The organism is Nesterenkonia alba DSM 19423 (assembly GCF_000421745.1).
Classification (GTDB): Bacteria; Actinomycetota; Actinomycetes; order Actinomycetales; family Micrococcaceae; genus Nesterenkonia; species Nesterenkonia alba.
In genome coordinates, this window is the sequence record NZ_ATXP01000012.1 from 62,018 (window position 1) to 86,182 (window position 24,165).

23 protein-coding genes and 2 pseudogenes are annotated in these 24,165 nt (G+C 62.7%); 16 read left to right on the forward strand and 9 right to left on the reverse strand.

The genetic code is table 11. The features are described 5' to 3' along the window. Window positions 1–29: 29 nt before the first annotated feature. Both H578_RS15700 and H578_RS15705 read right to left on the reverse strand, forming a co-directional pair. Window positions 30–1,388: a signal peptidase I gene (locus H578_RS15700; protein ID WP_022873455.1), complete on the reverse strand. Its 1,359-nt coding sequence runs from the start codon at window positions 1,386–1,388 to the stop codon at window positions 30–32. A 53-nt stretch (window positions 1,389–1,441) separates the two neighbouring features. Beyond that, entirely contained in the window at window positions 1,442–2,188 is a 747-nt protein-coding gene (locus tag H578_RS15705; RefSeq protein WP_022873456.1) for a hypothetical protein, read from the reverse strand. A gap of 229 nt (window positions 2,189–2,417) precedes the next feature. On the opposite strand from H578_RS15705, the gene H578_RS0109530 reads away from it, so the two are divergent. The 8 genes from H578_RS0109530 (at window position 2,418) to H578_RS15975 (ending at window position 7,105) form a co-directional block, all read left to right on the forward strand. Beyond that, window positions 2,418–2,654, forward strand: a complete 237-nt coding sequence (locus tag H578_RS0109530; RefSeq protein ID WP_022873457.1) for a hypothetical protein — start codon at window positions 2,418–2,420, stop codon at window positions 2,652–2,654. A 236-nt stretch (window positions 2,655–2,890) separates the two neighbouring features. Next, on the forward strand, window positions 2,891–3,391 hold the full coding sequence (locus H578_RS16225) for a hypothetical protein (protein ID WP_156837286.1): 501 nt from the start codon (window positions 2,891–2,893) through the stop codon (window positions 3,389–3,391). Between the two features lie 27 nt (window positions 3,392–3,418). Further along, window positions 3,419–4,117, forward strand: a complete 699-nt coding sequence (locus tag H578_RS0109535; RefSeq protein ID WP_156837287.1) for a hypothetical protein — start codon at window positions 3,419–3,421, stop codon at window positions 4,115–4,117. Window positions 4,118–4,149: 32 nt separating this feature from the next. Next, complete coding sequence (locus tag H578_RS14560) at window positions 4,150–4,776, forward strand: signal peptidase I (protein WP_022873459.1); 627 nt, start codon at window positions 4,150–4,152, stop codon at window positions 4,774–4,776. Window positions 4,777–4,790: 14 nt separating this feature from the next. Beyond that, complete coding sequence (locus tag H578_RS0109545) at window positions 4,791–5,441, forward strand: hypothetical protein (protein ID WP_022873460.1); 651 nt, start codon at window positions 4,791–4,793, stop codon at window positions 5,439–5,441. Beyond that, entirely contained in the window at window positions 5,434–5,670 is a 237-nt protein-coding gene (locus H578_RS0109550; RefSeq protein WP_022873461.1) for a hypothetical protein, read from the forward strand. Before H578_RS0109545 ends, H578_RS0109550 begins: the two co-directional genes overlap by 8 nt. Beyond that, a complete protein-coding gene (locus H578_RS16230) occupies window positions 5,667–6,416 on the forward strand; it encodes a hypothetical protein (protein WP_156837288.1) in 750 nt (249 codons plus the stop codon). The genes H578_RS0109550 and H578_RS16230 overlap by 4 nt, the downstream gene beginning before the upstream one ends. After that, complete coding sequence (locus H578_RS15975) at window positions 6,413–7,105, forward strand: SipW-dependent-type signal peptide-containing protein (RefSeq protein WP_084710154.1); 693 nt, start codon at window positions 6,413–6,415, stop codon at window positions 7,103–7,105. Before H578_RS16230 ends, H578_RS15975 begins: the two co-directional genes overlap by 4 nt. Window positions 7,106–7,167: 62 nt before the next feature. Here the strand turns inward: H578_RS15975 and H578_RS0109560 are convergent, their stop codons facing one another. The 4 genes and pseudogenes from H578_RS0109560 to H578_RS16760 form a co-directional block, all read right to left on the reverse strand. Then, entirely contained in the window at window positions 7,168–8,829 is a 1,662-nt protein-coding gene (locus H578_RS0109560) for an ABC transporter permease (protein ID WP_022873463.1), read from the reverse strand. Between the two features lies 1 nt (window position 8,830). Then, window positions 8,831–9,769 (reverse strand): ABC transporter ATP-binding protein, encoded by a 939-nt coding sequence (locus H578_RS14565; RefSeq protein ID WP_022873464.1) that lies wholly within the window; start codon window positions 9,767–9,769, stop codon window positions 8,831–8,833. Further along, a complete protein-coding gene (locus H578_RS14570; RefSeq protein ID WP_245554964.1) occupies window positions 9,762–10,274 on the reverse strand; it encodes a hypothetical protein in 513 nt (170 codons plus the stop codon). The genes H578_RS14565 and H578_RS14570 overlap by 8 nt, the downstream gene beginning before the upstream one ends. Window positions 10,275–10,331: 57 nt before the next feature. Continuing rightward, window positions 10,332–10,520: pseudogene (locus H578_RS16760) on the reverse strand (TetR/AcrR family transcriptional regulator); the annotation flags it as partial. A gap of 598 nt (window positions 10,521–11,118) precedes the next feature. Between H578_RS16760 and H578_RS0109575 the strand changes: the two are divergent. From H578_RS0109575 to H578_RS14575, 4 genes are all read left to right on the forward strand, one after another. Continuing rightward, a complete protein-coding gene (locus H578_RS0109575; protein ID WP_211215196.1) occupies window positions 11,119–14,268 on the forward strand; it encodes a vWA domain-containing protein in 3,150 nt (1,049 codons plus the stop codon). A gap of 112 nt (window positions 14,269–14,380) precedes the next feature. Then, window positions 14,381–15,808 (forward strand): SpaH/EbpB family LPXTG-anchored major pilin, encoded by a 1,428-nt coding sequence (locus H578_RS0109580; RefSeq protein ID WP_022873466.1) that lies wholly within the window; start codon window positions 14,381–14,383, stop codon window positions 15,806–15,808. A 129-nt stretch (window positions 15,809–15,937) separates the two neighbouring features. Beyond that, complete coding sequence (locus tag H578_RS0109585) at window positions 15,938–17,752, forward strand: SpaH/EbpB family LPXTG-anchored major pilin (RefSeq protein WP_022873467.1); 1,815 nt, start codon at window positions 15,938–15,940, stop codon at window positions 17,750–17,752. Between the two features lie 134 nt (window positions 17,753–17,886). Then, on the forward strand, window positions 17,887–18,753 hold the full coding sequence (locus H578_RS14575; protein ID WP_022873468.1) for a class C sortase: 867 nt from the start codon (window positions 17,887–17,889) through the stop codon (window positions 18,751–18,753). A 65-nt stretch (window positions 18,754–18,818) separates the two neighbouring features. On the opposite strand, the gene H578_RS0109595 is transcribed toward H578_RS14575, so the two are convergent. Together H578_RS0109595 and H578_RS0109600 are read right to left on the reverse strand one after the other, a co-directional pair. After that, complete coding sequence (locus H578_RS0109595) at window positions 18,819–19,064, reverse strand: hypothetical protein (RefSeq protein WP_022873469.1); 246 nt, start codon at window positions 19,062–19,064, stop codon at window positions 18,819–18,821. A 12-nt stretch (window positions 19,065–19,076) separates the two neighbouring features. Then, the gene (locus tag H578_RS0109600; protein ID WP_022873470.1) at window positions 19,077–19,310 is read right to left on the reverse strand and encodes a DUF4258 domain-containing protein; all 234 of its coding nucleotides are present in this window, start codon (window positions 19,308–19,310) and stop codon (window positions 19,077–19,079) included. Between the two features lie 248 nt (window positions 19,311–19,558). On the opposite strand from H578_RS0109600, the gene H578_RS16625 reads away from it, so the two are divergent. Continuing rightward, entirely contained in the window at window positions 19,559–22,009 is a 2,451-nt protein-coding gene (locus H578_RS16625; RefSeq protein ID WP_022873471.1) for a helix-turn-helix transcriptional regulator, read from the forward strand. Between the two features lie 30 nt (window positions 22,010–22,039). Beyond that, window positions 22,040–22,162 (forward strand): annotated as a pseudogene (locus H578_RS16630) (addiction module protein); the annotation flags it as partial. Window positions 22,163–22,219: 57 nt separating this feature from the next. On the opposite strand, the gene H578_RS14580 reads toward H578_RS16630, so the two are convergent. Continuing rightward, window positions 22,220–23,080: a CPBP family intramembrane glutamic endopeptidase gene (locus H578_RS14580; protein ID WP_022873472.1), complete on the reverse strand. Its 861-nt coding sequence runs from the start codon at window positions 23,078–23,080 to the stop codon at window positions 22,220–22,222. A gap of 31 nt (window positions 23,081–23,111) precedes the next feature. On the opposite strand from H578_RS14580, the gene H578_RS0109615 reads away from it, so the two are divergent. Beyond that, entirely contained in the window at window positions 23,112–23,717 is a 606-nt protein-coding gene (locus H578_RS0109615) for an arsenate reductase/protein-tyrosine-phosphatase family protein (protein WP_022873473.1), read from the forward strand. Between the two features lie 161 nt (window positions 23,718–23,878). Beyond that, on the forward strand, window positions 23,879–24,165 hold a 287-nt coding region (locus H578_RS0109620; RefSeq protein WP_022873474.1), incomplete at its 3' end, for a transposase.

The window sequence follows — 24,165 nt, forward strand, 5'->3', positions numbered from 1 at the left end:
TGCATAAGAAGGAGACCCCGATGCGTCCCTCAGGCGTGGCTGGAGGCGTCACTCCCCGCGCGGTGATGTAGGTATTTGCCGACCAGGATGGAGCTGACGGCCGCGAGGAGGAAGAACAGCACGGAGATCCCGGTGCGGGCGAGTTGGCTGTCCAGCTGACTCTCCTGCGGTGGGGAGGGCTCGTACGGTCCATAGAGCTCATACGATTCCTGCTCCCCACCCTCAGTCCCCTGATGTCCGGGTTGTTCAGTCTCCGGCGGCAGCGTTTCAAGCTCGGGTGAGGATTGCCCGGGGGAGACTGTCGCTTGGCGGGGGCCAGCCTGCACGTGCACCATCACGGAGGACAGTGAGGCCTCACCCTCGTTGCCCGCCCCGGGTGGTAGCCAGGCGAGCATCCGCAGCCAGCGTTCCTCCCCGGCGGGAAAACTCGTCAGTTCCTGCTCGGTGATCCCCTCGGCGGTTGCGAGATGTTCAACATGCAGTTCTGCTTCGCCGGGGCAGGTGTGAGTGGTCAGGCTCATCTCGGAGAGTTCGCTCTCCCATGGTGCAGTGCAGCTGTGGATGGTTAGCAGCAGGGGCAGTTCGCCGTGGACGCTGATGCCGAGGTTCACGGTCCCGGGGGAGGGGAGATCGGTGACTGCCACGCCCAGGTCCCAGCGCGCTCCGCGCTGCGGTGTCATGGCCAGGGCCTGCTCCGGGTCGTAGAGGGAGGTCAGTTCGATCTCGGGCTGGGGGTCCCCGGGCAGGGCGGCCTGCGCGCTGGGGGAGTGCGTGTTCCAGAGGATCCCGGTGAGGAGTACGACGACGCCGGCTTGGGTGAGTCTTCGGCGTCGTCGTCTCGTTTTACGGGAGTCATCCGGTGGGGGTGCTTGAGGTGCTGGGCGCCGCTCGTTCCGGGGTTTCCGCGGCCAGAAGGCCCACCATGTTAATGCGGCCACTACCAGGGTGATGCTGGCGATGACGTAGGGGTTGTTGAGCTGGTTGATGGGTCGGGCGAGGTGCGGCACGGAGAATAGTGCGACTCGTGCCTCGGTGATGGTGTAGGGGTGGGGGTCTTCGGTGTCGTTGCCGTCGCCTTGCATGCGGATGATGCGTTCGTCGGGACTGTCGCCTTCGGCGATGTCGATGACCCGGTGGGTGACGGGTAGTTCACCCGGCCGGTCCACGGTAAGGATGTCGCCGACTTCCACCTCAGTGGCGGGGATCTCTTGGACCACGGCGATGTCCCCGGGGTTGATGGTGGGGATCATGGAGCCGGTCTGGAACATGATGATGCTGATCTTCAGCCAGTAGGCGATTGCCGCCGCGCCCACTGAGAGGAGCCCCAGGAGGGTGAAGAACCAGAGAAGAGTTTCGCCCAGGAGTCCCCGGAGGCGTCGAGCGCTCATGGGGAACTCCTGGGCGAAGCGAAGGGCAGGTGTTGCGAAAGGGTGGGACGGACTTAGTTGCCGCCGCCTCCACCGCCGCCGTTGCCACCGTCACCGTTGTCACCGTTGTCGTCATCGTCACTGTCGTCCATGGCGACGGTGATCTCCCAGGTGGCGGTGGTGGCATCTTCCTGGTCGCTACCGGTGGGGACCAGGTCTTCGCCGGCGGTTACCGCGAAGCAGAGCTGAACAGGGGCACCGGGGCCGCCGTCGCCGACCGGGACTTCGATAGGGCTGGAGGGGTTACTGATAGTGCCCAGGTTAGTACCCTCGGCAGACAGGTTGTCGTCATCGATTGCACCGGCACCGCAGGTGTCGCTGGAGTCGATGCTGTGCAGGGCTACGGTGAGGTTGTCGACGTTATCGCCATCGGCTCGCTCCACCTCGTAGTCGCTGATGATGCCGGGCAGGCTGCTGCCATCGGCGGCGCGGATCCACAGTGGTGCGTAGACCACGTCACCGGGGACCATGGCGTCGGCCTCGAACGTCAGCTCGGCGTTGTTGGTGTTGCCGTCGTCGTCCTCACCGTGGTTCTGGTAGCCGTCGGTAGCGCTGGTGGGGCTGGATTCGATCTCGAAGGATCCGGTGCCGAACCAACCCTCGGCGAACTGGTCACCCTGCCAGGCGGCGAGGGTCGCGATAGCACCGAGGCCGAGCACGGAGGCTACAGCTACACCGGCCTGGACCTTACGGCGCCGATTGTTCGGCTGTTCGGGCTGAGTTTGCTGGTCAGGTGTCGCAAGTGTCTGAGTCTCAGACATGTGTCTCCCCTATGAAAGTGAGTGATTCAGTGACTGGGCGTGCTGAAATTCAGGCCGCATCTTCCCCCGACTATGGATGCCCGCCTGTGCACAGACTCCTGGTCGACTTAACACAGCCTGTGCGTACACTAACATGGATTTTCCCCTAAAGACACCTTAACGCCAGCTTGAAATTGAGTACTCAGCACTGATAGATGTAGAGGTGCACGTACCTGTCAGCGTCACTCGCGTGCACCTCGCCCTGTACTCGCATTTCGATGAGGCTCCCGTGCTGCCCCACCTCACCGCCTCCCGCCGCCACCGTCTTCACCAGCGTGCCCTTGCGGTGCTCGCTGGTGGGCTGATGCTGGGCTGCGGTGCCACGTTCACTGCGGCTACGTGGGCCCGTGAGTCGTATGTGGGTGCGACGATTACGACGGCGGATTTCGAGGTTCAGGAGTCTGAGTCCAGTGGGGATGCCGAGTGAGTGATGAGAATCCCCAGCAGCCCCAGACGCGCCGGTCACGCCGGAAGGCAGCTGAAGTGCGCAAGCCGCGGGTGCGCTGGAGTGGTTTGTCTCGACGTAGTAAACGGAAAGTCCAGGCTGTCATCGCAGGCGGTCTCATGTTTGGACTTGGGGCTGTGAATACTCTGGCGAGCTGGACTCATGAGTCATACCTCGGGGCTACTGTGACCACAGCTGACTTCCTCGTAGGAGGATCTGTGGAATACAGCACTATTGTAAATTTCGATAATCGCCGGAATGGTGAATGGCATTCTGGATCTAGCGATACCTTCTCTGTGGATACACCGAATTTACGCGCTTTGCAACCAGAGGGGCCTGATAATGCCCAGCTTCGTACGTGGGTGAGAGTTGATCCCTCCAGTGCTGCGAACATTCAGGCAGTGCGTCTCCGGTTGGTGGACATTGAAGTCGACAGCCCCAATGCTGAACACCTTGCATATCAGGTGCATCATGCACAGACGGCTTTTGATGCAACCCAGTGGTCAGGATGCAACGGAGATAGAGGTACTGTCAATGCTAATACAGGAACCCTGATAACTGAGGGTGAAAGCCTCCATGATGTTTCAGATGAGGAGGGGATGATTATTCCAAGAGGTTCAAATGTGCATCGCATCTGCGTCACCCTCATGCCGGGCCCCGGCCTTCTCCCTAATGATGAACTGGACCTCACTTTGACATTCGCTGTCGGTCCTGAATGATATTTTGCTCAAAGCAGAGAGGAAAAAATGAGCGATCAGCCAATGACTCCAGCGGAGGCGAAGCGACGGAAACGGCGGGCACTGCTCGCTGCCGGCGCTATCGTCGGTATCGGCGGAGCAATTACCCTCGCCACCTGGGTGGACCAGGAGTTCGCCCAGGCGGAGTTCGACTCCGCCCAGTTCGCCCTGGCCGGCCAGATCGAGGGCTCGGTGGACAGTGAAGAGGAGACCTACACCCAGAACCCGGAGGATGCCCCGGCTGGGCTGCAGTTCGACGTGGACGAGGACGGTCTGATGCCGGACACCTCCGTCGCCGCGTCCTACTGGGTGCGTCTGACCGCCGATACCATCGATGAGGCCGAACTCAGCGTCTCCGACATCGAGTCATCCGGTGGCAACATCGAGCACCTCTCCTACGAAATCTACGCCGACGGCAACTGTAGCGCCTCCAGCCCCAGTGGGGACCTCGTCGCCAGCGGTGACACCCTCGAGTCCTCGGCACTCACCCAGGGCAGCCCCGCCACCCTGACTCCCAATCTCGACGTCAACGAACCCGGTGACCCGGTGGAGCTGTGCGTGGTTGTCACCTCCGGCTCTGCTGCCGGTGAAGACGGCTTCCAGCCTGGCGAGTCCACCACTATCACCTGGGGTCTGACCGCAGACGCCACCGGAGACGGTGATGACAACGGAGACAACGGCAACGGTGGCGGCGGCGAAGAAAGCTGACCCAGGCCTATCGGGGGCGTGAAAGGGCACACGTGAGAGCATTCGGGCGCAAGTTCGCTGACCTGCTGCTGTCCATCGCGGCAGCAGGCGGTGCGGTGTGCATCATTCTGGTGCCGCTGGCCTGGCTGTTCGATATCAGCATCATCATGTTCCGCACCGGATCCATGGTCCCTACCCTGGAGCCGGGGGATATCGCCATCGTCCAAGAAATTCCCGCGGAGGACATCGAGGCCGGCGACGTCGTCACCGTGGACCGTGAGGGTGCCCTGCCGGTCACCCACCGTGTCACCTCCGTGGAGGAAGGCCCCAGCTCCCAGGAGCGGGTCATCACCATGCAGGGCGACGCCAATGAGACCGAGGATCCTCACCCCTACACGGTGGAGACTGTCCGCACGGTTCTGTTCTCCATTCCTGGGATCGCCACCGGTGTCGCGTTCTTCTCTGACTCGCGGGTTCTGGCTGTGGCCACCCTGGTGATGTCCTTGGTGGTCGGCTGGGCGTTTTGGCCTCGCGGTCCGGTGGTGGAAGAGGATGACGAGGACGACGACGCCGCTGGGGAGAGTGCCGAGGAGGGTTCGGCACCGCAGGAACCGGAGGATCCCGAGGCGGAGGATGACTACCTCCCACGGCACGCGACGGGGGCTCCGACGGCGTCGTGAAGGAGAAACCGCTGATGGGAGGGGGTACCTCGCGGAGGTCTGCCCGGTGGCGGCGTGTCCGGGCGGGGGTCGCAGCCGGGGGAGTGCTGGGCTTGGGCGCTGCCCTGAGCCTGGCAGCCTGGACCGAGACCACCTATACGGAGGCAGAGGTCGTGTCGGGCAATTTCCTCACTGAGGGCGCTTTGCAGATCTCAGATGTACATGACGGTGGCTGGCGCTCCTCCAGTGATGACGGTCCTCTGCCGATGGTGATGCTCGGCGAGAGCGAGGGCATGGAACCTTATGACACGGCCATGGCTCGGGCCTGGGTGCGGCTGGATCCCTTGAGCCCGGCCAGTGCGGAGTCCTGGCGGCTGGACCTCGATGACATTCAGGTGGAGACCCCGAATGCCGAGCATATTTCCTACGAGGTCTACGTAGATCCAGCGACGTATAGCAACCGCAACTTAGGCTGCGCGGGCAATATGAGCCAACACGGTTCGCAGACAGAGCTCCTGGCAGGTGGCGAACGTCTCGGCAGCATCGAGCGGGAGACTCCTGATGGCCTGGAGGTTCCAGCGGGTGAAGTGCGCCGGATTTGTATCCGGTTTGAAGCCGCCCCCGGTCTGGTTCCGAACGATGAGATCGAGATGAACGTCGTCTTCAGCGGGGTTATCGGTGACTAAGCGTACGACGACGTCGCAGGCCCGCATCCGTGCCCTCCTCGCGGCTGGTCTAGTCGTCGGCTTGGGTGGTGCCTATGTGGTGGCCTCATGGACGACTCAGGAGTACCTCGGTGTCTCGGTCACCACGGGCGATTTCGAGGTGGCAGAGCCTGACACGTCCGCCGATGACACCTCCATGCAGCAAGAGAGTGAGTCCGGTTCAGTTGGGGGAGGGGGAATTGCCGAGTGAAACTTCCTTCCCTTCGCTGGCGACGTCGTTCCTCCGCTGAAGATGATGCCCCCGCGGTCTCGCCGCGCCGTACCCGCATTCGTCGTCAACGGATCGGCGCAGCCCTCGCCGCCGGTCTCGTCCTCGGCTTAGGAGCGGCAAGCACCCTCGCCGAGTGGAGTGCTCACCAGTTCGTCGGTATGAGTGTCCAGACCGGTGACTTCATCATGGGAGGCGGAATTCAAGTCAACGCCAGCGGAAGCATTCCCCCCAATGACGGATGGATGACCGGCACAAATGCAGAAGACTACGTGCATATGTATGCCTGGGACACGTCGGATCTCCACCGTGATATGGGGCCGGGGGATAATGCTGTGATTTTCGGTTTTGTTCGTATTGACCCTGTCAGCGCAGGGTACGTAGAGTCAGCGAATCTCCATGTCGACGGGCTTGTGGGGTTAGATGGTGGTCCAGTCCAAGGACCTAATGTTGAGAATATTGCCTGGGAAGTGTATTTACGAGCTGCCAATGGCAATGGGGGCTGCTCATCCTTAGCCCAAGCAAATAATCCGCCAGCAACTATTGGCACGCTCGTGGCGTACGGGGACTCCTTGGATGAAATAAATCATGTGGATGATACTGGCTGGGAAGTCACCAGAACGGGGAATAATCACCGAGTTTGTCTCCGCTTGATGGCTGGGTCAGATCTTGTGCCCAATGATGAACTGGATATCGTGGTTCGAGTGCGGGCGGAGGGTAACGAGTGACTGACGCCATCCAGAACGACTATCAAGAGGCTAAAAGGCGCACTCGTCGGCAGCGGCTCTTGGCCGTTCTCGGCGCCGGCCTGGTCTTAGGGGTTGGCGGTGTTGCCACTCTCGCCTCCTGGACGGATGAAGAGCATCTCGGGGTGGGAGTCACAACAGGAGACTTTGAAACCGGCGGGGTGTTAGAAATCGGTATTGGGACGGGGTATCGGACCAATACAACTCTTGAAACTCCACTGCTTGCCACGATTGAAAATACCAGGTCAATGGGGCCAATCGATGACTTGAGACACGGCCAACAAGTGGCCATCAATGTGAGTGCCCGGCTATCTGCCGAAAGTCACCCTGACATCCAGTCAGCATATCTCATGGTAGATGAGATTCATGTCCATGGTTCAGAAAATAATGATATATCCAATAACATATCGTTTGAAATATATGTTAGAGAAACTCAACTTGGTTCCGGTTGTGACAGCAACACTAATGTAAATAATCTTCCCGTGTCTACAACTGGCGAACTTTTTGCTTCCGGCGATAGCTTGGATGACATTGAGCACGCAAACGCTCGTGGTTTCCCTATGACACGGGGGCAGGCCACGCGCCTGTGCACCATCCTGAAGCCAGATGGGCGAGACCTCATCCCGAATGAGTCCTTCGATGTGATCTTCGAGTTCACCCTGCGCCCCTGAGGATCGTTCTTGGCAGTCTGTCTGAGTCTCCGCGGCCTTGCCACTCTTGAAGTCTCTGCTGGTCAGACTCTGTTGATCTCCCGGCGCTTCCAGCCAAGCAGTCCGAGGAGGACGCCGACAACGCCGATCCCGGTCAGTACCAGCACAGGAGTCCAGGCGATATCCTCCACTGGGTACTCCGCGAGGTGCCCAAAGAGGTTGAGGCTCAGGATGGCGTCTGGCAAGTCCAGAAGCTGTCCGAAAGTGGACATCACCCCGCCGAAGCCCACGAACACCCAGCCCACAGCACCTGCGATCTTGGGGAACCAGCCGAACAGTGCGGTGACAATGCCCACCACAGCCAACACCGCGGGAGTCTGCATCACAGCAGCCAGGAACAGCTCGCCGAAGTACTGGCCGCCATCCTCCTCCAAAGAGGCCATGGCGCCTACCCCCATCCCGGCACCCACCAGGGCCAGAATCACCAGCACACCTGCCACCAGCACGGTCAGATGCACCCCCAACCATGTTGTGCGGCCCACCGGTGCGGACATCGCGTACTCAGCCCGGCTTCGGTTCTCCTCCCCGCGCAGTTGCTGCAGCGCGCTGACGCCGGCGGCGGCGATGAACACAGACATGAACAGCGCCATATAGGCCAGGTATCCCAGCATCATGTCCTCGCCGGCGAAGATCTGTGCCATCTCCGCAGGAAGATCACCGGCGGCATCCACCATGGTCTGGGCGAAGCTGCCGAACATGAGGCCAGTCAGCAGCAGGGCGATCCCCCAGCCCCGCAGGCTGCCCTTGAGGGTATGTGATGCCAACCCCAGCGGAGTGCCCAGCCGGGGCCGCGCCGTCGCCCGTCCCAACCGAGTGGGGAGCAGACTTGCCCCAACGTCGCGTTGGGTAGAGAGCCAATATCCCAGTGCTAGCAGTACCACGGCGAAACCGGCTGGCAGCAGCAGGGGCCACCAACGGTCCTCCACATAGGGGGCAGTCTGCTGGGACCAGGCCAGCGGGGAGAACCAGGAGAGGGTGCTGCCGCCGATCTCCGCGGCATCCCCGCCCATGCGGATCAGGAAGGCCAGTCCAATCAGCCCGCCGGCCATACCGGAGGCACCGCGGGAGGACTCGCTCAGCTGGGAGCTCACAGCTGCAGCGGCGGAGAAAAACAGCCCGACGGCGAGACCCCCGGTAGCCACGAGGGCAGAGCCCTCGGCGGCGAACCCGCCCGCCAGAGCAGCGGCCCACATGAGCAGTGCTGCCAGAAGATTGGCCACCAGTGTCAGGATCAGGGTGGCCGTGAGAGTAGCGTGCCGGCCCACCACATTGGCGCGGATCAGCTCCGCCCGGCCGGTCTGCTCCTCCACCCGGGTATGGCGCACCACCGTGAACACGCTCATCAGCGCGATCAGGATGTAGAGGTAGAGCACATAGCCGGAGGAGAAGAAGGCGGCATGGGTGGGATCCTCCATGCCGAACCCGGGACCGGTCATCATCCGCCCGACCGGATCGGCGAACATGGTGGTCAGCGCCCGCAGCTCCTCCTCGGTCTCAGCGATCAGCTGGATCGCATTGGCGAAGTAGAAGGCCGCCACCGCGACTCCCAGCACCCAGGCGGTGGTGCGGATCCGGTCACGGCGGACCATGAACCGCAGCAGCGTGCCGGTGCCGGACAGGGTTGCTTGACCGGCGGAGGGGCGGGGTGCCTGCCGGGTCTCAGTAGAAACAGGTGCGGTACCCATCTCAGGACACCTTCTTGGTGGTCTCGGTGCCGACTCCGCGTGCGGAGAGGTCCTCGCCGTAGTGGCGCATCAGCAGCTGCTCCAGGGTGGGCGGATGAGCCACGATCGAGCGCACGCCCAGCCCTGCGAGGTCGTTGAAGACCTCCTGGACATGGTCGCCGTCCACCTCGAACACGCTGCGCTCGCCCTCGGTGCGGAAATCGTGGACAAAGCTGAAGCCCGCCAACGGCTGGGCGGGGCGCTGAGTCTCGACTTCAATGGTGGTGCGGGTCATATGCCGCAGCTCGGACAGCGTTCCTGATTCCACGATGTGCCCGGCGCGGATGATCGAGATCCGGTCAGAGAGCGCCTCCACCTGGGCCAGAATGTGGCTGGAGAGCAGTACGGAGCGGCCCTCGGACTTGGCCTCATGGATGACTTCCTGGAACACCGCCTCCATCAGGGGGTCCAGACCCGCGGTGGGTTCGTCAAGAAGTAAGAGGTCGACGTCGGCCGCGAGAGCAGAGATCAGGGCCACCTTCTGCCGGTTCCCCTTGGAGTAGGTCCGGGTCTTCTTCCGCGGATCCAGGTCAAAGCTCTCGATCAGCTGGTCGCGGCGGGATTTGTTGTACTTCCCGCGCAGCCGCAGAAACATGTCGATCACCTCACCACCGGTGAGGTTGGGCCACAGCTCCACATCCCCTGGAACATAAGCCAGGCGGCGGTGCAGTTGAACCGCATCACGCCAGGGATCGCCCCCGAAGAGTGTGACAGTCCCGGAATCCGGACGCAGCAGACCCAGCAGCACCCGCATGGTGGTGGACTTCCCGGCCCCGTTCGGGCCCAGGAACCCGTGAACCTCCCCAGGTGCAATGTTCAGGTTGAGATTGTCCAAGGCTCGGACCGGACCGAACTCCTTAACCAGGTCCTCGGCATAGATGACCGGGGTATTTTCACTCATCGGTCAGTTTCTTCTTTCTCATCAGGTGCCGAGGAAAGGTGTCATCGGCGTTCAGTTCTGGGGCGGGATCGTCTTGATCGGGGTTGCCAATTCGGCGTTCGAACTCCGCCTGGGACGCCATGAGTTCGGTGTACATTTCGGCGTTGAGTACTGGCTGGGTGTACAGCTCCATCACTGCGGACATGTACGGGAGCATTCCTTCGGGCTCGCCGTCTAAGGGGCTGCCACCCAAGTGGCGTTTTAGCTGCCGGTGGAGCATGAGCGCTCCGAATGACTGCAGCAGCATCACCACAGCCCGGTGGCGTGGGTTCGCACTGGGGTAGACCAGTCCAAGTTCTTCGGCCTCGGCGGTGTACTCCAGGGAGTCCTCAACCAGCTGGTCGAACAGTTCATCCATCTCCGGACCGCCCGCTGCGAATGCTTGGAGGAAGTACTTCAGCAGGTGTCGATTGGAATGGATGGCTTCTAGGGCGTAGTTCTTCGGCATGGGCCCTTTGAGGTGCACCGACTCAGTCTTTGAGGCCCTGAACTGCTCAGCCACGTACCTGTCACAAGCCCTCCGCAGGCCAGATTTTGACTGGAAGTGGTGGATCACCAGCGGCGGTGAAACACGTGCATGCTGAGCGATCTGTTTCAGCGTCACGTTCTGGAATCCGTGCTCACCGAAGAGGTCGACGGCAGCGCAGAGAATGCGCCTGGTGGCGGGTTCCGACGGGCAGGTGTTGCCAGTGCCTCCATACCGGTACCCCATACTGACGCTCCTTGCAGATTGCGAGGCTGACTGATCGTTCAGCCCTTGTTGAGCGACGCTAGTGGAGGGCGATCACAGGCGGCAAGATCGCTGAATCAGAGAGCTTCGGCATTCAGTCCTCATCAAGATGACAAGAACGTGGCGCACTCATGGCCTGGGTGCGCCGTAGTCATACCCCCGCACCCCGGGACCCTGGTCATTGAGTAGAAAACCCTCCAGTGGTACTCGCCAGTCTACTTTCGGAGATATTCCATCTTTACGTGGAATCGCCAGGTGATATATACCTGATTTAGTCCTCAAACCCTGGTGAGTCATGCCTGTTTTCTACAAGAAGTAGAAGTTTGGGTGATTACCAGCTATCTACCCCCGTAGTCTCCCTAGCAAGGTCACAGAAAGATCTCGCACTACGCAGGTAATAGCCGGTATATCCCGGCACTGGTAAGGAGGACCAATGCCGCATCCAGGGCTGGGGCGTGCTGTGTTCGCTGGTGTGTGGGTACGGCGATCCATGGGGATCGCTGTCGTCGCTCTCCTGGCCCTTACCGGTACTTCTGAGGTCACGGCTCATGTGGACTCCTCTCGGTCATCCGCTAGCTCGGTGCCATCCCCCACTGAGTCGCCGGAGGAGACACCCTCGCAGACAGCGGAGAGTAGCGAAGATGCGGATCCCGACGAGGATGAACGCACTGCGGATGAGCACGCACCTACCCCCGATGAAGTGGGTGAGGAAACGCCGAGTGATTCTGAGGACGAGCACGAAGAAGGCGATGACAGTGACGAAAGCTCCGAGCCGGAGCTCCGCATGGCCCAGATGAACAGCACTCCCATTCGCCGCGGGAGTATCCCCGAGCACTACAAATTTCACAGTCGCCCGAGTGCTTCGAACAGTGAGCACCTGATAATGGTTCAGGTCGGTGACGGCACTGCGGATGTAGAAGACGTGACGCTTCACCTGGTGGACCGCAGTGGCAACCGTGCTGCGCGTGCGTCGGACTCCAACTGGGACTACTGCACGTCCAACGCCCGTGGCGAATGCTGGTTCATCATCCCTGAGGCCCGGTGCCTGCAAGCCTCTGGAACTCGTTGTGTCCAGTCAGAGCGCAATTATGACCGGGAACTGTACGTCCAGGCCGTCGACGACGCCGCCGGGTCACCCGAGGAGGTCGAACCTCTGCTCACTGCCGCCATCAGCCCCGTTGCGGGGGAGGAGCCTCGGAACGCTTCTCGTTACCGTCACCGCGTGGGCCACCGCGATGGGACCAACTTTCTGGTGCGGGGTACCTATGAGTCGCACTCAGGCCGAGACTTCATGAACTACGGGGCAAGCAGTACCACGCCTACTGGTTCTCTCGGCACTTTCCCCGTCAGCCGGCCGAACCCGTCCATGCCGGACCGCTGTGGGCTGGATGTGGCGGTCACCCTGGACTTCTCCTCCTCCATGGATGGCGACGAACGTGCGCTTGCCGATGCCACCACGGCATTCGTCGACAGTCTTGAGGGGACGCCTTCATCCATGGCTCTCTTTAACTTCGGTACGGACAGTCCCGTCTCATCGTCGTTGCCGGACCTTCCGGGTTTCAATTTCGCTCAACCTGAGTCCGTTTCCACCTCCGCAGGAGCGCAGACCGTGCGTGGGTGGTACACGGACGGGCAGGGAAACCCGAACTTCAATATTCCGCACGGACAACATGCACAGGGTCAGGGGACAAACTGGCATCGAGGATTCGAGCACCCCGCCTCACAGCCCTACGACTACGATGTGCTGGTTTTCGTCACCGATGGCAACCCCACCCTGCACGGGCGAAACCCCAACACCGCGGGTCAGTTGGGGGCTACGACCCGTTACCAAGACATCGAGCAGGCAATCTTCGCTGCCAACTCCCTTAAAGCCCAGGGCACTCAGGTGCTTGCCGTGGGGGCGGGTGAAACAGGTATTGAACACGACTACTCGACCTATAACCTCCGAGCGATTTCTGGACCAGTGGAGGAACAGGACTACTTCCAAACCCCTGAGTTTTCGGCTGCCGGTCAGTACTTGGCCAATATGATCCTGGAGTCCTGCACACCCACGGTCACCGTGGTGAAACACGAAGTCCCTGAGGGTGGTGGAGCCAATGACGCCACGCCAGGTGAGGGGTGGGAATTCTCTGCTGAGATTACCGGCGACGATCTCGTGCGCTGGGAGGGAACAAACACCCAGCGCACCCAGGGGATGACCGGTGTTGACGGGGCGATTAACTTCGCCCTGGACTTCACCCCCAATGACCAAGCGGTCGTTGACCTGACTTTCACCGAGACATGGAAAGACGGCTGGGAGCCTTATCCGATCAATGACGGTGTGAGCGCCGTCTGTCGGGATATGAAAGATGGGGAGAACATCCTCGACGTCGAGGTCAACGACGACCAGTTCACCATTCGCGATGTCACGTTGGACATGGCCATCACCTGTGAATTCTGGAACACCCAACAGAGCACGGCGGCCGCAGTGCAGGTGGACAAGCAGTGGGTGATCGACGGCGAAGTCATTCCACAGGGCCAACAGCCGAGCGATTACGACGCCGACCTGCTCATCACCCGCCCCTCAGACCACAGTGAACTCATCAACCGTGACTGGGGACGGCGGCTCGCCGGCTACAGCGCAGGCGATGAACTGACGCTCGATGAGTCCCTCTCGGTCAATGAGGAACTTAGCCGTTGCACTGTAGAAGGCCGTGTTACTGAAGGTCGTGGCGTGACAAACGTTGGTGACCTGCTTGCCGGGCCCACTGGTGAGGAACTGCCATATGAGACAGCTGCTCTCGAGGTCGGAAGCGGCAACCGCTACACCATCACTAACTGGGTGACTTGCCAAGACCCTCAACTGACCCTCGAGAAACACATCGAAAGCGGTCCTGGTGGTGACGCCTGGCGGCTGCAGGCACGCACCGGCGACGGCACCCTTGTCATGGACGGCACCACGGGTGAGGCCACAGTCAACTCGCCCGGTTCCGTGACCGGAGAGGTCGCACCAGGCATCTACCACCTGGCAGAGTCGGCTGGCTCCCCGCTCTACGTCCAACTGGACGATCGAGAGAACCCCGAAGCATTTCCGCACGCCACCGGTTCCTGGGAATGCAGCCTGGAGAACCGCCAGGGTGAACGGATCGCCCTTCCAGACACGTTTGAGAATGACGGCAGCAACGGCGGGGTCAGTGTGCGAGAAGGAACGCACGTGGTCTGCGGCGCAGTGAACCAGACAGCTCAGCTGACCCTGCTGAAGACTATTGAGGGTGAGGGCGCTGAACTCAGCCCGGAGGATTTCGATCTCACGGCTACTCCCGATGAACTCAACGGGGATTTTGCCGGGGAGCTCACCGAGAACATTGTCCCTGGTGTTTCAGAGGTGGACGAGGCACAGAGCTTCTACGTGCGCCCCGACCACAACTACACCCTCAGCGAGGTCCTCTCTGAACGGGCCGCGGGAAATCTTGCTTATGTCCAGCTAGGGCTCCAGCAGCGAGTTGACGGTGAATGGGTCGACGTCGACACCGACACCATCACCGTGGGAGCCAACGACCACGGCATCTACCGGTTCGTGAACCGGGAGGCCCCCACGACAGACCTGCCGCACACCGGAGGAACTGGCACTTCTCCTTATCTCATCGCAGGCGCAGCGCTCATGCTGCTTGCGCTCATGACCGCAGCAATCGCCACCTTACGACGCCGACGTCTCGCCCAGGAGGTGGCGTCCGATGAGACCTCTCTCTGACCTCAGACGCCGGAACGGTACACCCCAGACCACCATCGACACGAAGGGAACCACTATGAATCTCACAACAGCTCCACCTCCACGCCACAGCATGGGAGGTGCCGTGCGAGTGATGACGCTTCTGTTCACCGCCGTGCTCGGCACTTTGGCTCTGCTGGGCGCTAGTTTGACCGCAGCGGCCGCACAGAACGGGAACGGCAGTGAGACCGGGAACATCACCCAGTCCGAGGGCTCGCTGACCATCCACAAGTTCGAAGAACCCGAGGCGGGCGGCGAGGACCATGACGGTCGTGAACTGGACCGAGGCGAGTTGGGCTACACGCCCTTGGCCGGGGTGCAGTTCACTGTTGCGCCGGTGCGGAACATCGACCTGACCACCGATGACGGATGGGCCGTGGTCGAAAACCTCGAACCCGGCGACGTCGGCGAAGGAACCAACTACCCCCTGGGCCAGGCGCAGAGCCAGCGCACCAACCAACAAGGGACCACGACGTTCGGTGAACTCCCGGTAGGTGTATATCTCGTCACCGAGACAGACTTCGGGGGCAACCAGATCGCCCACCCCACCCAGCCGTTCCTGGTGACCATCCCCGCACCGGTCGACGGCGAATGGCTCTACGACGTCCATGCCTACCCCAAGAACTCCGTGATCGACATCGACAAGACCGTCGACGACTCAGACGCCTACGCCATCGGTGATGAGGTCACCTGGTCGGTGCAGCCCACCGTTCCACACCTGCCCGCCGGGGAGAGCTTCGACTCCTACCGCATCACCGATGAGCTCGATCCGCGGCTCAGCTACTCCAGCCACAGCCTCCGTTTGGGTGGTGAACGTGTCCCGGGGGAGTACTACGAGTTTGAACGGTCTGGACCGCAGGGGCGGAACCTCGAGATCAGCTTCACCTCATCGGGCCTGGGCTTCCTGGCCGATAACCAGGGTGCCACCCTCACGTGGAACATTGTCGCTGAAGTCGTTTCCAACACTGACGGCAACGGCGTGATCGACAACACCGCGATTGTCCACGTCAACGACTGGGACTACTCGGCAGAGGCCGACACCGAATGGGGTGCGCTCCAGATCGTCAAGCACTCTGAGAACGGCACGTCCGATCGACTCGAAGGAGCCACCTTCGAGGTCTATGTGGGGGACAGCAGCGGACCCAACGGCCGCGCCCTGAGCGTTGGCGGTCAGACTGAGTTCACCACCAACGAAGACGGCGAAGTGGTCATCGAAGGGCTGCGCGTGCTGAGCGGCAACGAATACTACTGGCTGGTTGAAACCGAAGCCCCGGCCGGTTACCAGTCGGCAGGCCCGTACGGCCCCATCACCATCGAGGCCGGCAGCACAGTGAACATCCCCGCCAGCAACATCTTCGAGGTGGAGAACGAACAAGTTCCCGGTTTTGAACTCCCCCTGACCGGTGGGCTCGGCTCGCTGCCGTTCATCATCGCAGGGCTGTTACTGGTGGCTACCGCTCTGGTCGTCGCCCGGGTACGACGCCGCCACCTCGCCCAGGCCGCCGCAGCCGCCCGCGGCTGAGCCGGCCCACGCCTCAGGCACCCCACCCCAACCTGAGGCACCGCAAGCCGGAGCGGGCGTGGGACCCGCGGGAAACCCCCGACCCCGTGCAGGTCCCGCCCCGCTCCACCCCCTGAAAGGACACCCACCATGGCAGATCAGCCGCAGATCACCGCCGCTGCACCGGTCCGCCGCGCCCGCGGAACGCTGCACCGTGCGCGCACCCTGGTGGGTGTCCTGGCGGGCACCCTGATGCTTCTGGGACTCGGACTGGCGCAGCCTGTCCCACACGCCCACGCCACACCCGCCGGGATCGACCCCAACGCCACCGGGTCCCTCACCTTGCACAAATTCGCCGAACCCGCCGAAGGCGGCACACCCCACGACGGCGCACCCCTGCCCGAGGACGAACTCTCCGACCTCACCCCGCTCTCCGGTGTGGAATTCACCCTGAGGCACGTCACCGACGTCGACCTCACCACCAGCAACGGGTGGGAAAAGATCGAAGGCCTCACCGCCGCCGACGTCGTCGAAACCTTCACCCTGGGGCCAGCACAACGCGAAACCACCCGTGACGGTGTGGCCGGCTTCAGCGACCTGGACCTGGGGCTCTACGTCGTAGAAGAAACCGACCCCGGGGAGCACGGCATCGTCTTCCCCACCGAGCCGTTCCTGGTGACCATCCCCACCCACTCGGACGGCACCTGGCGCTACGACGTCCACGCCTACCCCAAAAACTCCGTGGTGGAGATCGAAAAAGACGTGGTCGAAGACACCGCCTACGGGCTCGGGGACACCATCACCTGGACCGTGGACTCCCTCATCCCACACCTTCCCGACGGCGAAACCCTCGAGTACTACCGGATCGTGGACAACCTGGATGAACGCCTCGACCTCACCAACGGGGGAATCCAGCTCGAGGTCGCCGGCACACGACTTCAGGAGGGCACCGACTACACCGTAGAGATCGAGGGACGAGTCGCCGTCGTCGACATCCTCGCCCTGGAGGAATTCTCCACCGACTGGCAGGGCGAGACCCTCCACATGCGGCTGAGCACCACGGTGAACTCCAACCACATCGACGGCGGCACCATCCTCAACGAGGCCATCCTGCAGGTCAACGACCGGGAATACTCATCCGAAGCTGCCGCCAGCTATTGGTCCGGAGCCAAACTGGTCAACTACGCCATCCAAGACGGACTCACCCCGCAGGATCCCGGCTACTACGATGTCCGGCTCACCGGCGGGCAGTTCGAAGTCTGGGTCTACCCGGCCGATGAAACCCCCATGGGCCCGCTGCAGCAGGTCGACGCCGGCGGGTTGGGGGCCTTCGGTGTGGCCACCGTTGAGACCCCGCACCAGCACCCGGAGCACGCTATCGGGCCCATCGAGATCCACGGGGAGACCCGGTTCCACGTCGACGAACACGGAGAAGCACTGCTGCCAGGGCTGCGCATCCTGGACCCGGAGACTGAGGGCCGGTACTGGGTGATCCAGGAAGTCGTGCCCGCCGGCTACCTGCCCGCCGAACCGGCCGGGGCCTTCGACCTCCAACCCCGCAGCGAGCAGCAGGTAGCCGCCGGGCAGCCCGGGGACCCTAACGTCATGCCGATCGGTAACCCGGTGGACACAGCCAACCCACCCACCGACCCACCTGCGGCACCTCCAGGGGAGGACCCCGGGGAGACGCCGGTGGTCGGCGGAGGAGATGACGACCTCGACCGGGGAGGCGGGCCACCGTGGGGACGGTTCTTCCCACCGGACCTCGCCCAGACCGGGGCCGGGGCGGTCTGGCAGTTCCTGCTGGCCGGCGCGGTGCTGATCGGGCTGGGGTTGCTCACCCAACGGATGGTGCGTCGCAGTGAACTGCGCGTGGTGGAGGCCGACGACGACGTCGTCGGCTCCGGTGAGGGTGCCGACAGTGGGGTGAGAACCCACCCACCCGGTGAAAGGAATGCGCCGTGACTGTTCCTGCTCGCCCCCGCCACGCCGCACCTCACACGCCTACAGCCCCCGGCACACACCCCGCGGGTGGGACGAAGGCCGCAGACAACGCGACCAGGCGTGGCAGACACGCCGCAGATACCCCGAAGGGGTCAATGCGGTGGGCGCTGGTGATCTCCACGCTCATGGTGTTCGGGCTGTGCGTGATGCTCTACCCCACCGCCGCGCAGTGGTTCACCGCCTGGGACCAGCGCGACCGGGTCCAGGAATACTCCGAATACATGCAGACCGTGCCCGGTCCGGAACGGGAGGCGGAACTACAGCGGGCGCGTGACTACAACCAGCAGCTGGCTTCCGGGCAGCGCAGCATCGACCCGTTTGCTGCGGACCCGTACATCGAAGGCAATGAGGATGTCACGTTGCTGGAGGACTCAGACCCGTACTGGGACATTCTCTCCGGGCGGCCGGACGGGATTATGGCCCGGATCCGGATTCCCTCCATTGATGCGGATGTGCCGGTCTACCACGGGACCACAGACGATGTGCTCACCCGCGGCATCGGGCACCTGGAGGGGACGGCGTTCCCGGTGGGCGGTGCGGGCACCCATGCGGTGGTCACCGGGCACCGGGGGCTGCCGCAGGCGGAGCTGTTTACCCGACTGGATGAGGTGGACGTCGGGGAGACGTTCCTGGTGGAGGTCTTCGGGGAGGTGTTGGCCTACGAGGTCATCAGCACAGAAGTGGTTGAACCCCATGAGACCGAGAGTCTCCACCCGCAGCCTGGGCGGGATTTGATGACCCTGGTGACGTGTACCCCGTTGGGGATTAATAGTCACCGCATCCTGGTGACCGCCGAGCGGACCGAGTACATCCCGGATCGGTATGAGATTGGCCCCTCCCCGGTGGCGTTCCCGTGGTGGGCGCTGGCTCTGGCCGTGGCTCTCGCCCTCCAAGCCCTCTACCTCTGGCGCACCAAGCGCCGCAACCGGACGCGCACCGGTGTCATGCCCAGGTCTGTTTAGGTGATGTTGTAGTAACGCCTCGGTGACCTTCATATGCCATTCCTAGGCGGGATGGGGTAAGGGGTTCACTGCTTCTGGCCGAATTTTCGATAGGCGTTCTGCTTGGAAGTGCGTAGCGCCATGCCGATCGCGGTCCAGGAGTCGCCTGCTTCTCGGGCTTGATCCACGGCCTGTTGGAGGCGGGCCTGGGAGTCTTCGACCGCCTTGCGGGCAGCTGCTATTTCACGCAAGTGCTTACCATCGCGCATCGTGGCGGGGTCGATGCTGTCGATGAAGTTGTCAATGTCGCTTCTGGTGGGCTGCTCGGTCATGGTGATCGCCTCTTAGAGGAATTCGTAGTGGCTAGGGCGGAGGATGTCTGCGTGAATGATCCGCATGGGATCGTCCACTGGGACCAGCACGATTTCTAGGAATCTGCCGTGTTGGTCAGCGCCGATGACAAAGAGTCTGAGTTCTCCGTCGTATTCCTGTTCCCGGTAGCGGATGGCGTTGTCCAGTGCGTGGAGGATCTCCTCCTCAGTGATCCCGTGTTTGCGGGCACTGTTTAAGATCCGCATAGCGTCATCATAGTGTTGACGGCAGTGGAGGTCAATGATGATGATGCGGTTGGGGGAAGTAGTTCGAGCCGGCGTGGCTGTCGGAAGCGCGGGCTCCGTAGTGCAGTGCGTCCCGCGGACAGGGGTGTCCAGTAATCTAGGGAGTGCTTAGGATTGGGGCAGCAAATGTGCAGGGTTTCACACGGAGGGTGTCACACAGTGACTGGCAGGCAGCTTGAACGGGTGCTGAGTGCGCAGAGACTAGCAGCATGATTATCCCAACGGCCTCGCGCCGGGATATCGAATCATTGCTGGTCCCGCACCTGCGCGCGGAGGGGGATCCGGCGGCAATCGTCGTCACCTCTGAGCCGGGCTTCGGTGTGACCACTCTGCTGCGTGAGCGTATTCCAGTCCACGCCCCTGAGGCCGAGCTGATTTCCGGGCAGTGGCACCCCTCAGCGGCAGTGCAGATCTGCGTGGAACCAGCCGATGTGCCCAGCACCCCCGCCCCAGAGCATGTGCTCCGCCTGGTGATCGGCTGTCAGTTGGTCAACGAACTCCCCGCCTGGGTTCTGGATACCGGGCGCATGGGTGTGGAGCTGTTCGTCGTCGGACAGTTGCGGTTCACCGAGTTGGCCGAATACTGCTCCGCTCGGCTGGGGGGTCCCATTGACTTGGGCAGCGCCCACGAGCTGGGGCGGATGTCCGGGTTTGTGCCGGCCATGCTCGCCTGGCTGCTGGGTGAAGTGCGGCAGCAAGGACTCCTGGTGCAGGTCGACGGTGTCTGGCATCTCACCGGTGATGTTCAACCGGTGTTCGACGCCTACATGCGCAGTTACCTCACCTCGGTGCCGAAGGCCCGCCGGATGGCGGCTCACCGGTTTGCGCTGGAGGATCCGGCCCCCGCTGAAGGGTTGGATGATGAGGAAGACATCACCGCTGTGGGGCTTATCAGCATGGGGGTGATGCGTAAGCGCGACGACGGCAGACTCCAGTGGCTGGTGCCCGGGGTTGCCGAATCTGTGCGTCGGCTCGCCCCGGAGACCATGGTCCAGGAGACCATGACGGCGTCCTTGGAGTCCGGTGAGCCGACCCCGCAGGCGGTCCGCTGGGCGTTGCACCAGGGGTTGCCGGTCGACGACGATCACTTCCTGAAGCTGATCGACCGGCTGCTGCGTAGCCGCGACTACCGATCAGCTCTGCATCTGGTGCGTTTGTCCCTGACCCGGAAGCACCCGGCGGAGGTGGTCTACCAGGACAACCTCTTAGCCCACTACGCCTTGCGTGGGATGAATGACCCGGATGAGGCGATGGTTCACCTGCGGGAGGCTGAGGCCGCACTTGAGCACCTTTCGGATCCCACCCGTGCGCAGTACGCTGCGCAGATCGCGGCGCTGCGGGCTGAGGTGACCGGTTATCAGAAGGGGGACGTGTGGGCGGGGGCTCGCCTGTTGAAGCAGACCGAAGAGAACGCCCCGGATTCCCGCACGGCGGGGGAGTGCGCGGCACGCCGGATCATGTTGTTGACCTATACCGGCCACCCTCGTGAGGCGATGCGGGCCTTAGACGAGGCTCAGGACACGGTGGCTGCCGCCGGGGAGACGCTGCGGGTGCGGGCCCGGATTGCCGAGTCGATCCAGATGGTGGCTTGTGGCCGGTCTTATGATGCTTTTTCTCACTTGGTGAAGCTGCGCCAGCAGGCCGAGCAGTTGGAGCACAGTGATCGTTACCTGGGGGAGGAGCTGCTGGCTGCATTTTCTGCGGTGTCACTGTCCACCGATGGTCCCGCCCAGTTCCCCGGGCTGCTGACTCACTTGGGGGAAACGGGCTCGGCTCCGTCAACTCCGGAGACCGTGGGGTTCCACTACGGTTTAGCGTCCTGGCACTGGCTGACCGGTGACCTGGATGCCGCTTACACCTATGGTGAGTTAGATGCCGCGGCGGCGGAGTATAGCGACCCGGCGGGGTACCAGTATTTGCTGGTTTCGCTGCTGGCGGCGACCTCGGCTCTGCGCGGGCAGAACACGCAGGCTCAGCAGCGGTTGGAGCAGCTTAACCGGCTTGATGTGCGTGCCTCTGGGGCGGCACTGGGTGGTGCCTTGGCGCATCAGGCTGTGGCGCGCCTGGCTGTGGACGTTAAGGGCACACATAAGTGGGTGGCCACAACGGCTCGGGACTTCTGTGAGGCGGGGCTGTACGGCTGGGCTTCGGATGTACTTTATGCGGCTGTGCGCTTCGGGGATCGGTGGGCCGCGGAGACGCTGAGGGAGATTGCACCGCATCTGCAGGGGCGGGTGCATGCTCTGCGGGTGCAGCACGCTGAGGCGGTGGTGTCTCAGGATGTGTTGGTGTTCTGCCGTGTGGCGGAGGAGTTGCGTGAGGCGGGGCTGGTGTTGTTTGCTGCGGAGGCTGCGGCGGCCGGTGCTGCCTTGGAGGCGAAGGATCCCGCCTCCAAGCGGCGGTGCTTCACGGTGTTGCATGAGGTGTTGGAGACTTCCCCCTTGAGTAGTCATCCGCGCGTGTGCGCGGTGGTGGATCAGACCACCCCGCGGCTGACTAAGCGGGAGGCTGAAGTGCAGGCGCTCATCGCTCAGGGGTTGAGTAATGATGAAATCGCCTCTCGGTTGTTCCTTTCGCGCCGGACGGTGGAGAACCACATCGCTCGCCTGTATCGCAAGACAGGACGACGACGCCGCACCCCCGCCCGCCGCGCCCAATAAGAGGGCCTCCACGATGCAGACGAATCAGACGAGGTTGATTCAGCGTGGCGTGCTGAGGCCGCCCGGAGACTGGCCGATATACGCACGGGCGCAGTCAAAGTGGTCGATGCTGACGAGCATTACGCTCGTTTGCGTTCCTCCCTTGCTGCATGACCGTGGCTCAGCGGTCACGTGCCATTGCGCAGGACCGAGCGCAAGAGGCGCGAGACCTTATAGCGAGAAGTCTGGTTGCGATAGTGCGGTTCCGGCCAGGGCGAGCAGTACCCAGATGCCGTTGAACGTCATGTGCACCAGCACCGCACCCCAGATGCGGCCGGTGAAGAGCACTAATGCTCCACAGGTCACCCCTACCAGGAATAGGTAGGTCGGCTCGTCCCACCGGGTGATGCCGTTGACGGCGTGCAGCGCCACGAAAGTACCGGCGGAGGCGGTGATGGCGAGGATGCCGGCTTCTAGGCCCCTGCGTGCGGTGCGGTAGACGGTCACCAGCACCACGCCGCGGAAGAGGAATTCCTCCACCACAGGTGCCAACAGCACCGGCATCAGCAGTCCGGTCAGCAACCAGGTCGCCCCGAAGAGGGCCCCATCAAGGGTGGGGTAGGAGGGCAGGCCCCCTGGACTACCGGCGGCGACTTCCAACCAGCCTTGGATCATGCGCAGCAGCAGCCCCAGTCCCAGCCCCCAGATGAGGTCGGTCCATCGGAAGCGGAGGAGCCCCCGGGGTCGTGAACGCCTCAGTGCAATAACCACAGGAATAGCCATGCCGAGGTAGAGCACCAGGGACGCGAGGATCGGCCCTTCAGGGGCACTGACGTGATTGCGCAGAATCACCGAAGCGACGACGGCGGCCCCCACCGTAAACGCCGCGTAGGCCAGTACGGTGCTGTTCCAGGCTCGGGCGGTCCCGCTGCCCTCAAGCCAGGTGCGGGTTCCCCGAGCCGGGCGTTTCTCCGCGGTGGTGGGCTCCTCTTCTAAGACCGGAGTGACGCGTTTGACCCGTTCCGAGGAGAAAAAGTCCACATTGGGGGCGTTGTTATCCGCCTCAACGTCACCGCTATTCTGGGACTCCACGGAAGCAAATCTACCCGAGAGAGCAGCTGTCATGATTGAGATCCTCACTGTCTGCACGGGCAATGTGTGCCGCTCCGCGCTGGCAGAGATGGTTCTGGGCAGCCGGCTGGCGGATCTCGGGGTACGTGTCCACAGTGCGGGCTCGGGTGCGTTGGTGGGTGACCCGCTCACCCCGCAGACAGCAGAGCTGGCACTGGCGGCTGGTGCTCGGCCGGGTGAGGTGGAAGCCCACCGGGCGCGGCTTCTCACCGAGGGGGTTGCGGCTGAAGCGGATCTGGTGCTGGCGATGACTCGGGAGCATCGGCGTGCGGTCGTGGAGCTGAATCCGGCTCTATTGCGCCGGACGTTCACCGTGCGGGAATTCGCTCGTCTGGCGGCAGGCATGAGTGACCATGAGATTGCCCAGGCGGCCCAGGGGTCCGATCCGCAGAAGCGTGTGCGTGCGGCGCTGCGGGTGTTGGCGACTCGCCACGGGATCGTGGGGCCGGCGGAGGACCCGGCTGCTGACGACGTCGTCGACCCTTATCGACAGAAGGATGCGGTGTATCAGCAGCAGGCTCGGCAGCTGTTGCCGGCCTTGGATGAGGTGGAGCGTTTTGTGCGTGCTGCGGTTCAGCCGCAACACGCTGTCGGTTGAGCTGAGACTGCTGTGAGGTAAGACGACGCCGTCTTCGGTGGTGAGGCGGTGCTTTCGTGGGAAGATGGGCAGAATAGTTGTGGATTGAATCTGTCGTAGGTGGTGTCGCGCGTCAGACTTAGTGGCAGGGCCGTTATGTAGGTCCTGAAGGAGAGTCAGTCATGGGTAGACCACCCTCGATTCCGGCGGAGAAGAAGACCCGGATAGTGCTGAGCGTGCTGGCCGGCGAGATGTCCATCGCCGAAGTGGCACGCAAGGAGAAAGTCAGTGAGCAGTCCATCGGACGGTGGAAGGCCGAGTTCCTGGAAGCCGGCAAGACCGCCCTGGTGGCCGGCAGGTCCGGACCATCCTCCCGAGAGGAACAGCTGGAGGCCGAGGTCGCCGAGCTGACCCAGGCCTTGGGCGAGGCACACCTGGAAGCCAGGGTGTGGAAGAAGTCCGCGGAGGG